Origin of the sequence: Aeromonas popoffii, assembly GCF_000820025.1 — a bacterium.
Classification (GTDB): Bacteria; Pseudomonadota; Gammaproteobacteria; order Enterobacterales; family Aeromonadaceae; genus Aeromonas; species Aeromonas popoffii.
Genome location: NZ_CDBI01000014.1, coordinates 233,901 through 248,890, shown reverse-complemented (window position 1 = coordinate 248,890; position 14,990 = coordinate 233,901). Strand labels below are relative to the sequence as shown.

General features: G+C 49.3%; 12 protein-coding genes. 1 reads left to right on the top strand and 11 read right to left on the bottom strand.

Annotated elements, in window-relative coordinates; translation table 11 throughout:
* Window positions 1-2: 2 nt before the first annotated feature.
* The 9 genes from BN1129_RS03390 to BN1129_RS03365 all read right to left on the bottom strand — a co-directional run bounded on the left by BN1129_RS03390 (window position 3) and on the right by BN1129_RS03365 (window position 11,950).
* On the bottom strand, window positions 3-2,090 hold the full coding sequence (locus tag BN1129_RS03390) for a capsular polysaccharide biosynthesis protein (protein WP_042034492.1): 2,088 nt from the start codon (window positions 2,088-2,090) through the stop codon (window positions 3-5).
* A 203-nt stretch (window positions 2,091-2,293) separates the two neighbouring features.
* Entirely contained in the window at window positions 2,294-3,133 is an 840-nt protein-coding gene (locus tag BN1129_RS22130) for an acyltransferase (RefSeq protein ID WP_084204558.1), read from the bottom strand.
* A gap of 66 nt (window positions 3,134-3,199) precedes the next feature.
* The gene (locus BN1129_RS22125; protein WP_084204557.1) at window positions 3,200-5,476 is read right to left on the bottom strand and encodes a bifunctional glycosyltransferase/CDP-glycerol:glycerophosphate glycerophosphotransferase; all 2,277 of its coding nucleotides are present in this window, start codon (window positions 5,474-5,476) and stop codon (window positions 3,200-3,202) included.
* Between the two features lie 13 nt (window positions 5,477-5,489).
* Window positions 5,490-6,572, bottom strand: coding sequence for a stealth family protein (locus BN1129_RS22120; protein WP_084204566.1), 1,083 nt, complete (start codon window positions 6,570-6,572; stop codon window positions 5,490-5,492).
* A 53-nt stretch (window positions 6,573-6,625) separates the two neighbouring features.
* Window positions 6,626-7,504 carry a UTP--glucose-1-phosphate uridylyltransferase GalU gene (gene galU / locus BN1129_RS03385; protein WP_042034491.1) on the bottom strand — a complete coding sequence of 293 codons (879 nt, stop codon included), beginning with the start codon at window positions 7,502-7,504 and terminating at the stop codon, window positions 6,626-6,628.
* Between the two features lie 99 nt (window positions 7,505-7,603).
* Window positions 7,604-9,232 carry a polysaccharide biosynthesis/export family protein gene (locus tag BN1129_RS03380; RefSeq protein ID WP_042034648.1) on the bottom strand — a complete coding sequence of 543 codons (1,629 nt, stop codon included), beginning with the start codon at window positions 9,230-9,232 and terminating at the stop codon, window positions 7,604-7,606.
* 37 nt (window positions 9,233-9,269) lie between these two features.
* The gene (locus BN1129_RS03375) at window positions 9,270-10,463 is read right to left on the bottom strand and encodes a KpsE/RkpR family capsule polysaccharide export protein (protein ID WP_042034490.1); all 1,194 of its coding nucleotides are present in this window, start codon (window positions 10,461-10,463) and stop codon (window positions 9,270-9,272) included.
* A gap of 31 nt (window positions 10,464-10,494) precedes the next feature.
* Window positions 10,495-11,145, bottom strand: coding sequence for an ABC transporter ATP-binding protein (locus BN1129_RS03370; protein ID WP_042034489.1), 651 nt, complete (start codon window positions 11,143-11,145; stop codon window positions 10,495-10,497).
* A 4-nt stretch (window positions 11,146-11,149) separates the two neighbouring features.
* A complete protein-coding gene (locus BN1129_RS03365; protein WP_042034488.1) occupies window positions 11,150-11,950 on the bottom strand; it encodes an ABC transporter permease in 801 nt (266 codons plus the stop codon).
* An 813-nt stretch (window positions 11,951-12,763) separates the two neighbouring features.
* Here BN1129_RS03365 and BN1129_RS03360 point away from each other — a divergent pair.
* On the top strand, window positions 12,764-13,288 hold the full coding sequence (locus BN1129_RS03360; RefSeq protein WP_042034487.1) for an acyloxyacyl hydrolase: 525 nt from the start codon (window positions 12,764-12,766) through the stop codon (window positions 13,286-13,288).
* A gap of 97 nt (window positions 13,289-13,385) precedes the next feature.
* Here BN1129_RS03360 and BN1129_RS03355 read toward each other — a convergent pair whose 3' ends face one another.
* Together BN1129_RS03355 and pflA are read right to left on the bottom strand one after the other, a co-directional pair.
* Window positions 13,386-14,027: an energy-coupling factor ABC transporter permease gene (locus BN1129_RS03355; protein ID WP_042034486.1), complete on the bottom strand. Its 642-nt coding sequence runs from the start codon at window positions 14,025-14,027 to the stop codon at window positions 13,386-13,388.
* A 97-nt stretch (window positions 14,028-14,124) separates the two neighbouring features.
* Complete coding sequence (gene pflA / locus BN1129_RS03350) at window positions 14,125-14,931, bottom strand: pyruvate formate lyase 1-activating protein (protein ID WP_084204556.1); 807 nt, start codon at window positions 14,929-14,931, stop codon at window positions 14,125-14,127.
* Between the last annotated feature and the right edge of the window lie 59 nt (window positions 14,932-14,990).

Genomic DNA, 14,990 nt, shown 5'->3' with positions numbered 1-14,990 from the left:
GCTTATCTCATGAACCGGGGGAGGGCGGGGCGCTGCAACAGCGTCTGTGTCAGGTAACTCAGTTTGATCTGCCAGCGTTGCCAGCGGCTCGACTTGTGGGCCGATGAGTGCCCTTGCTCTGCCAGCTGGCGGATCAACTGCTCCGGGCTTATCCAGAGCCCGGTCTGCCAATCGATGTAGAGCGGATAGGCGACCAGCGTCAGGTAAACCAGCGCCGCCAGGGGCAGGTTGCGCTGGCGCCGGGCCGGGGGATGAGCATCTGTCGTCAGTCCCCAGCCGCTGTAGAAGGGCTGCCCCCAGGTCGTGACCTTCACCCCCTGCACCAGGGCTTCGAATCCGCTCAGCGAGGTCATGGTATGCAGCTCGTCCACGTGGGGGTAGAGACTGGTTAGCCCTATGTCCAGCACCTGGCTGTCGACACACTCTGCCAGGCAGGCGGCAGAGATGGCACCTGCCCGATTGCCCGCCACCACATCCGGGTGTGGCTTGAACAGGATATGCGCCTCTGGCTTGGCGGCGCGCACGGCCCACAGCAACTGTTCATTGCTGCGAATGGTCGGGCTGCCGGTCAGGATGGAGGCATCCCCGTCTACCTGACCCACCACCAGCACCAGCGGGCGCCCATCGGCAGGCGGTGTGTAGTGCTGTGGCGTGCCCACGTTGTACTTGCTGACCCTGTGCTGCAGGAGCAGTTCAATCAGGGCGGCGCCCCGATTGACGTCGACCTGTGTCAGTTGCTGATAGTTGAGCAACTGCTCGAGCCCGCTTGGCATGCGGCTGTCGAAATAGATCCCGACCAGATCGATGGAGAGGGAAGAGGGGCGACAGAGGTTGGAACCGAGCCCCCGGGATCGGATAAAGCCATCTTCAACCCGAATGGCCGAGGTCAGATCCGGGTAGCGGCTGCCCCAGACCAGCACCTGCTCATCGCCGGTCAGCCGCTTGGGCGGCGTGCGCACAAAGCGCAGCTCATCGGCCAGGTGGTGGCAAAATGCCTGCATAAAGGCGCGTTTCCACAGGGAGAAACCAACCAGATAGAGCCTGCGCCAGCGCGGCGCTGGCCTCTGCTGGCGCGCAATGATGGCCAGCACCTCCTCCACCTCACAGCGCTGACCGAGCACCGGATCCAGATAGCGCGGATAGAGGATAAGCGCCGCCGCTGCCAGTTGGGGCAGCGATACCTGAACCTTGCGGCGCTCGCACTGCTTGCTATCAACGGTCAGCCCCCAGCCAGCGTAGAACGGCATGCCGAAGCAATACACCGGCTTGCCGAGCAGCAGCGCCTCAAATCCGAGTTGGGAAGAGACGGTATAGACGGCCTCCACCCGGCTGAGCAGGGCATGGGGATGGCAGTGATCGGCAACTACCTCCACATCATCCAGTTGCAGTCGGGCCAGCACGCCGCTCTTCTTGCCAAAACGGGTGTCGGGATGCGTGCGCAGCAGCAGGCGGGCATGGGGGTGATTGCGACGTGCCGCCTCGACCATGGCCATAAAATCGGTCTCACTGGCCAGGGCCCCCGGAATGGAGAGATCGCCCGCCACCTGATCCACCAACAGCACCCTGGGTCTGCCATCTTGCAGCAGGCGCTGGGCCAGCGCCGCGGGCAAACCACCCGGCTCACCTCGCGCAGAGAGCCCGGCAGAAGCATCGCCAGCGGGATGGGCAGGGCGAGTGGCATAGCAGTTGTACTTGGTCACACCAAGGCGCACCAGGTCAGCCATCAGTCGCTGCGCTCGCTCAAGCAGGGCGTCATCCACCGGGGTGGCAATCAGCTGTTCAAGCTGGCTGGGCTGGCGCGCATCGTAATAGATGCCGACGGGGTCTGCGATAAGCGAGACCGCCTTGCCGCCTTTGGCGGGATGACCGATATAACCGATAAAGCCATCTTCCAACTGCCAATAGGGCAGGCCCAATGCCTGCGCCTGCTGTTTAATCTGACGGGTATTGGCTTTCTGGCCCCAGCCCACCAGGGCATCGCCGGGCTGGGGGGGGGCATCAGGGGTGAGACGTGCCAATGGCTGGCCCAGACAGGCGCTGATCTGCGCGCTGCGGGCCAGTATGCCGCCAGATTGTGTCCATAGAGTCATGCAAGTTGCTCGGATAAAAGGGTGTTAAAAAGCAAAAGGAATATATTTTCGAATTACGCAAGCTGTTTACGGCATATTTTTTAAATTTCAATAAATACGATATCTAGCTTTTATAATCACATGAAGATATTAAAGTGGACGCTTTTTTCAATTACTATATTGGTTTGACACCCAATGAAAAATTGTTGTGATAGAGGCTTATATCACAGTAGTTGAGCGGAAGAAGGAATGAAAAATCTATTCTTTTTATCAAAAGAACTTATGTTAGATATTATGTAGCCGAGTTTTTCCTTAGCGCTAGCCAAAGATAAAACGTCATCATCAATACTATTGAAAGACCTTGTTTCACCATCTTTGAAATTAAATATATATGCATCGGTATCTTTCTTACAAAACTTCTCTGTCTCGAGCTCCCCCCAATCATGGACACATTCCTCAGTATAGAAAACATCATTTCTCAATATTTTAGCGGGATTGCCTGCCCAGCTGGAATTTGAGTGAACTGTTTTGTTTGATAATACAGAATTAGCACCAACAATGCTACCAGAACCTATTTTTACCCCTTTAAGAAGGAGTGTGTCCTGCCCAATCCAAACATGGTCTCCAACAAAAACACTTTTGCTGTGATTGATTCTTTTTTTAGTTTTGGCATCAAAAATGAGATGAGGATCTGCTAATCTAACACTAATACCAAAAGATAATAAACATCTACTGCCGAAAAAAATGTTTTTTCCTTCAGAAAGAATAAGACTCATGGTTTGTCCATGTGGGTTAAAATAATTATCCTCCCCGAAAAAAAGAACTGAGTTATTAAAAATGTTTGTGGTTAATGTATACGCATGTTTGCTACTCGATAAAAAAATTACCGAGTTATTACCGAGGAATCTTAATGTTACATTTTTTAGTGTAACCTTATCCTGACAGTAGATTATATTGTTCTCACCATCTAAGAGAATTTCAGAATTTATCATCTCAGGTAAATGACCATGGAAAAAGTTAGAACCAACCTTTAACATATCTTCTTTGCTTTTAATTCTAATCATTGCCAGCCTTAACTATACTTATTAAGTGCCAGTGAAAATGAAAATTCCACTGGCAAGGATTTTAACTCAAGCTTCAATCAATTCAATAATTCTTTTTGAATTTTTGTTGTCTCTATAGGTAAAGAATTTATTTGCAATTCCTTCATATTTTTTATCTATGTTAATGTTGTTGGCTATAATTTCATTTATTCCATCAATAAGTTTATGTTCTGAAGTGACAACTGGTCCAGGAATGCCAGTACGAGGGCACACAAGAGGCCCACCACGAGTTGAAAAGAACTTTTGTGCATCAAACCAATAATAGATTACAGGTTTTCTTTGATAAAGCATGTCAAATGATGCAGAGGAATAATCAGTAATCATTATATCTGCTGATATAATAAGTGATTGAACATCAATGTCATTCATACTATGCACTGTAATTGTGTCTGACCAAGGCAATGCTTTTAAATGTGCATGCATTTTATGGTGTAAACAGACATCAGCAGACATATTGTTTTCTGCTAGCATTTGATTGAAGTTTTCTGACACCAATAATTCATTAATTTTTTTGTAGTATTGAGAATTAATGAACTGTTTCTCACTGACATTTGATAGCCAATCTCGCCATGTTGGAAGAATCAATATTTTTCTTGAGCGTTTATTCTGTTTTTTAGGTAACTTATCAAAACGAGAAAGCCCTGTAACCGAAACTTCACTTTTATCAAAACCAAATTGTCTACAAATCAGTTGCTTTTCAAAATCAGAGCTCACAATAAATTTATCTGGAAGTTCATGACGCTTTTCCATGGAGTTTTTATCATAATATCCAGTTGCTCTATTAAGAGCGAAAATGCCATGCTGTAGAAAAATCTTTTTCTTATGTTTGTGCTCTTCAGCAACACGTTGCCATTGATGGAATACATCCCTCATGCTATCGCTGAATACATAAGTTGATGATCTATTAAATATAATAAAGTGTTTTAAGCTGCCATACCTAATTACATTATTAAATCCATCTAAATTATCTTTTGTTTTTGCATTTCTGTCGATAACATAATAATACTCTTTACTTCCCTTATATTTTTTTGCATCATTAACGTGACAGAACAAATGGTAACTAGAATCATTTGCCGTTTTTCCTAATCGTTCACCTACAAGAACAATGTTATCTCTATCTTTATATAGAATTGCACTAGCTATTTTTGATATTCCATATTTAGCTTTCCATGCAGTATTAATGCATGCTGACTTGAATTTATTTTTTATTTTTTTTATCTTTACTTTTATCTTCTTGTTTTTCAAGTTGTGATAATCTTGAGTAATATCATTATCACTCTTTTCTATTCCCTTATTCAGACATGATTTTTTAAATATGCCATTCATGACTCTATGTGCTTCTGAATAGAAGCCATGATAGATAAGCAATAAGGGTAGACGTCTCTGTGGTGTAAAAACTCTTAGAGGCTTATCTCCAATATGAGAGTTTAGAAAGTGTCTAACATGCTTATATATAGGTTTTACTTCATCAATAGTACAATCAGTCGAATACTTGGTTAGACGGTATAGTAACCCCCGTAATATAAACAGCTTTGCAAGATAAGTTTGTCGCTCCGGCAATCCAAACTGCAATGTCAATTCGTACACTTTTGTTAGATCATAGAATACTTTTTCGTTGACGATTTGTGTACATGAAGGGTTATCCTCATCATCTCGCCCACGATAGAGATAGCTTATATGTGGAGTTGTTGATATGTGATTAGCCTTATACATAGCCTTCATTACAAATATCCAGTCCTCGGCTAATTTGATACCAACAGGAAACTCGATATTGTTTCTTAATAGCAGACTTCTTTTATATAACTTGGCCCATGGGGCGGGCGTTTTCACTAAAATAGAGTGATGAAAGAACTTAACTTTTCTAAGGGCTGCACTGGCTACTTCAGCGTGGTCTTCAATAAACCAGCTTCTTCTAGAATTAAATGCTTTACTATGAGATACAATGACCTCTGAGCAAGTTTCCTTTGCTAGTTTGTATAGTGGTGCTAGAGCGTCAGGAGGTAGTAAATCGTCAGAATCCAAGAAAAATATATACTCACCTACAGCAACTTTTATAGCATTATTTCTAGCAACGGATTGCCCGGCATTTTCTTGCTGAATGAGATATATATTCTTATAAGTTTTCTGGTACTCCCTTATTATGTCAACGGATTTATCTGGAGAACCATCATCGATGAGAATGACTTCTATTGATTCCTCAAAACTAAAGCCATCAACGGTTTGCATGATTAAGGATTCAAGGCAGTCTTTTATATATTTTTCTACATTGTAGACTGGAATTATAATTGATATTAACTTGTTCACTTTCTTATCCCGATCATTCAGAAAAATAATTAGATAACAGTTTTGCTACATTGTGTCTGTGATTTATATTCTTCGTGTTAAAGTCATTTGCACAAAATGAGTGAGGTAGTGTTCCATTCTTTTTTGCTAATTGTAAAGCATTAAAATAGTTCGCAGCTGCAGGTGATCTAGCATTAAAGTAATAACATATATCCCTAGATGGCACAGCAACTCCTCTTATGTAAGATAGCCAAGGGATAAAAAATGTGGCTAAGTTCAGATCATTATTGGTTCTAAACCTATTTGGCAAGAAGCTCTTAATATCAGCCCTATACAACCGCCAACATTCTTCAAACATACTCTTTCTTAGCGGAACATAAGTGTGAACTAGAGGGTGATCAATCAAAAAGCTAAAGTCATGATTAAGCAGGGAGGCTGACTTCAATGAGGCAGAAAGTGTTGGGGTATCAGTTCCTTTAGCCTGCATAGCAGAGAGACTTTTTTTTGACATAAATAGGGATGCAATTCCATTGCTTCTAAAGAAATGTCCGGCAGGAAGTGGTCTGGCCACGAATACATCATCATTGAAATAGATAAAGTGTTCTGCCAAATCTGGGATCTGGTGCAGATGGGCTTCTATCACATGTGAGTTAAAGGTGGGCAGATACTGCGCCTCGATAATATCAGTATGATCAACGATACGAACTCTATCACTCGGTGTTAACCATTTTGGGCACTGCTTATCGGTGACAATATATATTCGTCTAACCCAAGGTAATAACTTGAGTATACTGCCCAGTGAATATTTTAATTCATCATGATTACTGAACCTGGCAGGATCAGTGGCATGTTGTCCCACATAATTATTATTTACCAACTGCTTGTACTGTTGGCAGCGTATCTGCCAATCAGGATCTGAATCATCAACCCAAGTGAATACAACATCGATTGGAAAATCAATTTCAATCTGACTTTCCATGGCAAGATCGTGTCGCATAAGAATATCTTCTTCATTCTCTGCACACGCGATCTCATTACGAATGATTGGGTGTTTTTTATTTAAGTGGTCTCGAATAAAAATGCCAGGATTTTTGAAGAATTTTTTGAGTTTACGCATAATCTTGAACTTCATATAGAGCGAGGGAAACCCTCGCTCAAAATATTATAAAATCAAACCAATGATGTTATAAATTCTCGGAAGCCATGCTGAAAGTCTTTGTGTCTAAGACCATATTCAACAAACGCTTTCATATATCCTAACTTGTCACCACAATCATGAGATCTTCCTTGCATGCAGAAGGCATCCACCTGTCCACCTTTGAGTAATTCGGATATGGCGTCAGTAAGCTGGATTTCATCTCCTGCCCCCGGCAGTGTCATACGCAGGTGTTGCCATATATCCGGGGTCAATACGTAACGTCCCACGATAGCCAGATTGGATGGTGCTTCATCTTGTTCTGGCTTCTCGACCACATTAAATATAGTGGCAGATTCACCAGCGGTTATATCGATGGAATGGCAATCCACAATACCGTATTTTGACACATCCTGAACCGCTACCGGCTCAACCATGATCTGAGAATGGCCTGACTCTTTATAGTTACGGACCATTTTAGCCAAGTTGTCTTTTTTCAGATCGCTGGCGGCATCGTCAATAATGACGTCGGGCAGTACCACAACAAAAGGATTGTGGCCAACAAGGGGATACGCTGACAGCACCGCGTGGCCCAATCCTTTTGCTTCCCCTTGGCGAACATGCATGATAGTCACGTCTTTGGGGCATATGGATTGAATTTCTTCCAGCAACTGCCGTTTTACACGACTTTCTAGAGTGGCTTCCAGTTCGAATGATTTATCGAAGTGGTTCTCTATCGCATTTTTGGATGAATGTGTGACCAGAATAATTTCTTTGATACCTGCAGCAATACACTCATTGACCACATATTGGATCAATGGTTTATCTACAATAGGAAGCATTTCTTTCGGAATAGCTTTGGTGGCAGGTAACATGCGGGTGCCCAAACCCGCAACTGGAATAACAGCTTTCATTTTATCCCTTACTTATATTTATGTTGGTTTTTTTATATGTAATAGGGTAGGGCCGAGATAACATCTCGGTCCTACCAAACTTTTATGGCAAGTGAATGATTAAAGAAGTACCAAGGCCCTAGCCGAAATGGCGATTTGATAGAGCACCTCGGTAATATCCTTGGTGATCTGCAGCGACTTGGTATCGACCTGCGGCAGGACGAAGATCTCGTCACCCGGCTTGATGGTGATCTCTTTATTTTCCAGATCGCTCTTCTCGATCTGGCTGAAGGTGCCATCACGATGCAGCAACAAAATACGGGAGTTGCTGGCTTTCTGGGTAAAGCCGCCGGCCAGATTGATGTAATCGGCCACGGTACGTTTGTTGTCCATCAGGATGGCGTTCGGGAACATGACATCGCCGTGCACCATGATGAGGTTGGTCTGGCGCGGAATACGGATGATATCGCCCGGTTCGAGTCGCACATCTTCCATATTGGTGCCATTGGCCAACACCACCTGCCCGTTGGGTTCAATGTCTTTGGCACGCTCAACCCACTGCATCAGCAGTTGGGCTTCGCTGTTGCGCAGCTTGGCTTCCCCTTCGGAAGAGGAGCGGGCGGTCAGAATACTGGCCTCCAGCGCCTTGAGTGACGATTGCAACATCTCTTTCTGGCGCACCTTGACCGAGTCACGATAGAGCTGGATGGCGCTCAGGTCCGCATCCTGGGTCAGTTTCAGGCCGTTGAGGATGTCGCCGAGACGGGCACCGTACTTGAGCACATACTCCTGCGCACTGTCGTGTTCCCCTTCGACCCGCACCGCGATGGAGGCATAGCGTTTGTCGGCGATCACTTCCACTGTGTCGCCCGAGCTGACCATGTTTTTGGCCAGTTGGGCGTCATTGATGGGGTAGTAATCCATGCGGATATCTTCGCCCTGATTGCGGCTCACCCGAATATGAGTGGCATCGGGATCGGGGCTGGCCATCTGCATCAGTTCGGCCAGGGTGACATGGGGTTTGCTCAGCTCGAACTTGTTGGCATTTGCCACCTTGCCGCGCACCGTGGCCTGATAGCGCAGCGGCGCCACCACTATGATGTCGCCATCGCGCAGCTGGGTTGGCAGCAGGGTGCCATGGACCAGGAACTGGTAGAGGTTGTAGTGGCGCAGGGTCTGGCCATTGCGCTTGAGGGCCACATCCAGATAGCTACCGCGCTCGGGGGCGATACCGCCAGCCTTGTCGAGGAAGTAGAGAATGGAGTCGCCAGACTGACCGGCAAACAGGCCTGGCTGTTTGACAAAGCCGGTCACGAAGATCTTGACCGGCTGGCTCACGTCCAGCGTGGCGTACACGCTGACGTTCTTCTGATAGACGGTGGTGACGGCCCCGAGCAGGGTGTCGTTCAGTTGTTCGTTGCGTACCCCGGCTACCTTGATGGGGCCCACCTTGGGCAGGAAGATGTTGCCCTGTTGATCGACCGTCAGGGGTTGATCAAACTCGACCCCCCCCCACAACTGCACCTGCAGGCGATCGCCGATGGCGATGCGGTAATCCGGGTTGAAGCCGTTGAAGGATTCACGGGCAAACTCACCGCGAAACAGCCAGTTGCCAAACACAGGATCCCGGGTCTGGGTATCCGTGATGACCTTGCGCACCGGGGCCCCTTCCTGGGAGATTTCCAGGGCATAAGCGGGTTGGAGCAGCAAGCTCAGGCTCAGTGCCAGCACGCTCGGCTTGAGATTCAATGGTCTGGTAAAGAAGGTATTCAACGACATACTCCTGTCAGTCCTGATGTTCGCGCAAGGTGGCAAGACCCATCACGATCAGACCGTAGAAAAGGCAAAGCAGAACGCCAATGGTGGCCAGATTGTAGAGACGACGGGGATATTCGGCCTCTTCGGCCTGAGTGGGTTGGCTCACCACCAGCAAGTGCTTCAGTTTGCGATAGGCCTCGACGCGGGCCTGCTCCATGCTGACCAGACCTGTCTTGTAGACATCGGCCGCCAGCTGGGTTTGTACCTGTACCGCCTGATAGTCGGCATTGACCTCGTTGAGGGATTGCTTCTCGCTGCCGGTCAGGCGCTTCTTCTCTTGTGCCAGCTGGCGGGTGAGGGCATCGACCCTGTCTTTGACCGCGACCACGTCAGGGGCATTGGGGTTCATGTAGATTTGCAGTCGCTTGAGTTCGGCATCCTGGCGCACCAGTTCCGCTTCAAGCTCAGACACCACCCCCATCATGGCGGTACTGGTGGCCTCGGGGCTCATCAGCTGGTGCTGGTTCTGGAAGGCCAGCATCTTTGCCTGCTCTCCCAACAGCCGCTCGTGTGAGCGGGCCACTTCTGTTTCCACGAATTTGAGTTGCTCCATCGCCACCTGACGGCTCAACCGGTTGATAAAGCCTTCGCTCTCTTTGAGCATCAGGCTAACAACCTGTTTGGCATAATCAGGCTCGAAGGCTTGCAGGCTGACGGTCAATACCCCGGAGAGTTCATCCAGGCTGACGGTGAGGTGATCCCGATAAAATGCCAGAAACTCTTCGCGGGTGGCATCTGCCGGCAGGCGCGAGAACATATCGGCACTGTCGCTTTGAAAGTGTTTTTTCAGTTGCAGTGCGTTATCCAGGGTGTTGAGCATATCCCAGGATTTGAGGTAGTCCTGGATCACCAGCACATCCTGATGATTGCTGCCCCCCAGCCCCAGCATGGAGAGGGCATCCGGCAGCATCTTGAGTTGATCGGCCTGCTTGATGATTAGGCTCGCCTGACTGACATAGCGATCGCTTGCCATAAAACTGTAATAGAAGGTTGCTAGCATGAAGCACGCTAGGATCCACAGAAAACTGCCAAGTTTGATGGCTTTTTTCCATGATTGATGGGCAACCCGATAGCCCTTGGAATCGATAAGAAACAGCTTGGGGTCGCGCTTGAATTTACGCAGCTTGCGCTCAAGCAGGGCGGTCAAATTGGCTTTGGTCATAAATATCCGTGGAAAGACTTAAAAGAAAACATCAGAGCGTTTGATAGATGGCGATGGCTTTTTCGATGTCGTCATGCAGGGTCAACTGCCCGTTTTGCAGCACTATGCCCATGTCGCACTGTTGGCGCAGGGTTTTCATGTCGTGAGAGACCATGATAAGGCTGGCGGTTTCCCGTTTTTGGGTGAAGACATCGATGCATTTCTGTCTGAATCTGGCATCCCCCACCGAGGTGATCTCGTCGGTCAGATAGATATCAAAATCAAAGGCCATGCTGACGGCAAAGGAGAATTTGGATTTCATCCCGCTCGAATACCCCTTGATGGGCAACTCATAGTGCTGGCCAATCTCAGAGAATGCTTTTACCCACTCTTCGACCTCGGCCGTGTCGTGTACCCCATGAATGCGGCAGACGAAGCGGGTATTTTCACGCCCCGTCATGCTGCCCTGAAAGCCGCCGCTCAGGGCCAGTGGCCAGGAGACCCGGCTGTGGCGGATCACCTTGCCCTTGTTGGGCATGTCCATGCCGCCCAGCAGGCGCAGCAGAGTCGACTTGCCCGCGCCGTTTGCCCCCAAAATGCCAATATTGCGATCCCCCGGCAGGGTAAAGCTCACATTTCTTAACACGTAATGGCGGCCAAACTTGGTCGGGTAATATTTTGAGACGTTATCCAGAGTGATCATGTTGTCAGCTTGCTATGAGTCGTCGATGGCTGAGGCGATAGGCACTCATCGCAAAGGTCAGCAGCACCAGGGTGATGCCCGCCAGATACGACCAATTGCCCCCCTGTGTCTGAAAACCGGCAATCCAGCCCGAGCGGATAAGTTCAAGCGCGTGCACCACTGGGTTCCACAGCAGCAGATGCTGGAAATTTTGTGGCACGGCCGCCAGCGGGAAGAAGACCGCCGAGATCCACATCATGGGGCGCATCAGAATGGGTATCAGCTTGCGCGCCTCCTCAGAGAGGGAGGTGGCGATACAGAACAAGGTTCCCAGCGCAAAAGAGAAGAGCATCAGCAGGCCATATCCTGTCAGTACGGCCAATGGATCTGTTGGCATGGCATCGAAACCGAACCACATCAGCCCCAGGATCAGTACAAAGGCCACCAGCACGCCGATCAGAGTTTCCAGCAAGAAACGAGAGAACAGGGTGGCAAAGGGAGTTACCTGCCGATAGCAGAACAGCCCTTTGTTAGCACTAACTGCGGACTGCAGCTGGCTGGCCATGTTTTGAAACATCAGAAAAGGAAGGTAGCCAGCAGCAACAAAAACGGGCGCTTCGACCCCGCCAAAGCCATTGCGTTGCCGCATCCCGAATACGAAGCAGAACAACGTAATGGTAAGTAAGGGATCCAGCACAGCCCAGGAATATCCCATGCGGTAGTTGCCAAAACGGGTCTTGAGCTCCCGCATCAGCAAGCCGAAGGTCACATCCTTGAGCACCGCCCATGAGGCCCGACGCTGATTTGATAGAATTGGGGTGTTCAAATTTTAATCTTTATATCGGCATATGGATGAAGAAGAGGGGCGACTCTATCACAAACGTTTAGGCGACAGGCGAGCGCTCATGATGAATAGCTAGTCATCAGTGTGTGTTGAATGTTTTTGGTTTCTGGTTTGTTACCAACATGTGGCGCTAGGGTGCTTTTTAGGCATGGCTACCGCACGGCAATGACATATTCCCGGACCAAAAAGCGAGTTGTAATGATGGTAAATAAATCGAGGGTGATAACGAGGGGCTGCTTGCTTAAAAAGCAAACAGAATTCAACTTACAAAGGTAAGCAACCAACCCGTGCATATAGCGCCATTATGTGACGCTCATCATGCTTATTTTTATTTGTGGCGCATGGTACCTATCAGGTGCAATTGAGTCAACACACGATAGCTAATTACCAAAATGTCAACTGTAAGATGTAAGGCGTTGTTATGTAATAGTTTATGGTGTTATTGGTTAAAATATAACAGGTCTGATGAGTGTTCGTGACGATAAGCTGATTAATTCAGGTGCCGCCGGATCAAACAAGTGTCGTTATTTTATCTTGTTTTTGCGATCCGTATTTGTTGTATTTTATGTTGGATTGCGATAAGTGGCCGCCATGGTCCTTGCGGTCAAATAATGACCAATTGTTGTTGGTTTACCTGAATTAAACGCCAACACCTCAGCATTGCTAGACTATTTATTCTTAAATGATGATTTTTTTAGTTTTATCCATCGCGTTGACAAGCGTCCATCCCGCTGACCTATCCTCATATGTGCCCGTTCGGACGGCACCATAGATAACAAGGATGTAGGAGGGGATATGGACGCTAATACTCTCTTGCTCTCGGGACTGCTGGCTTCGTTGGTCGCGAGTTCAGGGGCAATCGCCAATGACAATATTGTTGTACTGCAATTGGGTACACCTGCCGAGAGCGAGAAGCTCGACATCTTTACGGCTGACGTGAAACTTCATCATATGTTCTGGCGCTGGGGGGATTCAGGCTGCCAGTTTGGTCTCGGTGTGCGAGGGGGCATGCTGGAGGTGGAGGATGAGCGAGCGGCCAGGCTGGGCACGGGGGCTCGCGCCGAATGCCTATGGGGTAACTGGGTGGTCTGGCTCCCGGCCGAGGTGTTATGGCTGGCGGATCATGAATTTGGTCATCGTGGCAATGGCTTCAAGGATTACGGCGGCCCCTTCCAGTTTGCCACCGGTATTGGTCTGGGCTATGCAATCACCCGCAACTGGCTGATTGGCTATCAGTATGAGCACATGTCCAACGCCAACATGTATGAGTCCAACCCAAGTCTGGATACTCACTCACTTCATATCGACTACCGGTTTTAACGCTTGCGTCTCTTCTGGTTGCCAAGCCCCTGCTCGTCAGGGGCTTTTTGTCTGCCCATGGGGGGTGAGTCATGGACAGACAAGCATGGCGTAGGGGTCAGCGCCCCAGGTACTCCCGCTCGAAGAAGGTATTGACCCAGTGGGGGCGGTAGATGGCGAGCAGTGTCATTGTCATGCCGTTGAGCAGGGCTTCGGGGAAGAGCAGCAGTGGCCAGATGGAGAGGTAGTCTGCACTGATGGTGTGCCACGGATAGGTGCCACTCATGTCCATCAGCAGGGCGCTGGCGACCACCTTGACCGAGATACTGAGGGCGCCGCCGCCGAAGGCGACCACGAACAGGTAGACGAACAGGTGGCGGGGCAACCAGGCCCAGCTGGCCAGAAACAGCAACCAGCTGGTGGCCACGGGCAGAGCGACGCCGATCAGTGCATGCCAGCCGATGTCGGCGAGCTCGATGACATCGAAGTAGCCGAGGATCAGCAGTGTCAGGCAGGGAGCGAGCAGGGCGAGGCGCCACCCTAGCAACAGGGTCAGGCTGGTGAGGCCGAGAAAGTGCACCTCCAGCCCCTCGTGCAGGCCGGCACGCAAGAGCCAGAGTGGGACCAGCGCGATGGCGCCACCCAGGCAGAGGTGTTGATAGAGTGGCTGGGCAAGCAGGGTTCGCAGCAGGGGGCCGCGCAGGCTGAATATAAGCAGCAATAGCCAGAGCAGGAGGGCTGCGGCTTGTCCTTCACTCATGGCATGTCCTTGTCATGTGATGGCGTACTGAGCGAGCAGGGGTGAGGGATAACAATAACAAGGGCTGGCGTATTCCCTGCCAGCCCTGATTTAACAATCAGTATTTGACGTGTTTGTGATACTTGCTGAGGATGCCCTGAACTCGGTCCATGGTCTCCTTGCTGGGGGGCTTGATCCCGTTCAGATCATAGTTCTCACCCAGTACGTCCCACTTGTGCTTGCCCAGCTCGTGGTAGGGCAGCAGCTCAACCTTCTCGACGCAATCACCCAGCTCGGCGATGAACTGACCCAGCCCTTCGGCGCTTTCGTCATCGTCTGACCAGGTCGGCACCACCACGTAGCGGATCCACATGGTCTTGCCCTTGGTGGCCAGATAGCGGGCGAACTCCAGGGTGTACTTGTTACTGACGTGGGTGAGCGGTATGTGCTTCTCGTCATTGATCTGCTTGATGTCGAGCAGCACCAGATCCGTGTTGTCGAGCACCTTGTCGAGCTGTTCGTCGTAATGACGCACGAAGCCATTGGTATCGAGACAGGTGTGTATGCCTTTCTCTTTGCAGGCGGCGAACAGGTCGGCGATGAAGTTTTGTTGCAACATGGCTTCGCCACCCGAGGCGGTCACGCCACCGCCAGAGGCATTCATGAAGTGGCGATAGCTGGTGATGTCGCTCATCAACTCCTGCACCGTCACTTCACGGCCACCCTGGGTGTCCCAGGTGTCCCGGTTGTGGCAGTACTTGCAGCGCATCAGGCAGCCTTGCATGAACACGATAAACCGTATCCCGGGGCCATCGACAGTGCCGCAGGTTTCAACGGAATGGATCCGGCCAATGATCCCGGACTCGCTGGTTTCAGCGACCGCACCGCTGGTGTTGACAGCAGGGATCCGATTAATGACAGACATAGACAACTCCAACGATTCGAGCAGGTCGTTATTTTATTACATAAAGCCCTATAAATCCT

Bases quoted from the DNA above. Each gene is read 5' to 3' on its own strand.
- BN1129_RS03390 (WP_042034492.1), bottom strand. From the start codon at position 2,090: ATGACTCTATGGACACAATCTGGCGGCATACTGGCCCGCAGCGCGCAG.
- BN1129_RS22130 (WP_084204558.1), bottom strand. From the start codon at position 3,133: ATGATTAGAATTAAAAGCAAAGAAGATATGTTAAAGGTTGGTTCTAAC.
- BN1129_RS22120 (WP_084204566.1), bottom strand. From the start codon at position 6,572: ATGCGTAAACTCAAAAAATTCTTCAAAAATCCTGGCATTTTTATTCGA.
- galU (WP_042034491.1), bottom strand. From the start codon at position 7,504: ATGAAAGCTGTTATTCCAGTTGCGGGTTTGGGCACCCGCATGTTACCT.
- BN1129_RS03375 (WP_042034490.1), bottom strand. From the start codon at position 10,463: ATGACCAAAGCCAATTTGACCGCCCTGCTTGAGCGCAAGCTGCGTAAA.
- BN1129_RS03370 (WP_042034489.1), bottom strand. From the start codon at position 11,145: ATGATCACTCTGGATAACGTCTCAAAATATTACCCGACCAAGTTTGGC.
- BN1129_RS03360 (WP_042034487.1), top strand. From the start codon at position 12,764: ATGGACGCTAATACTCTCTTGCTCTCGGGACTGCTGGCTTCGTTGGTC.
- BN1129_RS03355 (WP_042034486.1), bottom strand. From the start codon at position 14,027: ATGAGTGAAGGACAAGCCGCAGCCCTCCTGCTCTGGCTATTGCTGCTT.
- pflA (WP_084204556.1), bottom strand. From the start codon at position 14,931: ATGTCTGTCATTAATCGGATCCCTGCTGTCAACACCAGCGGTGCGGTC.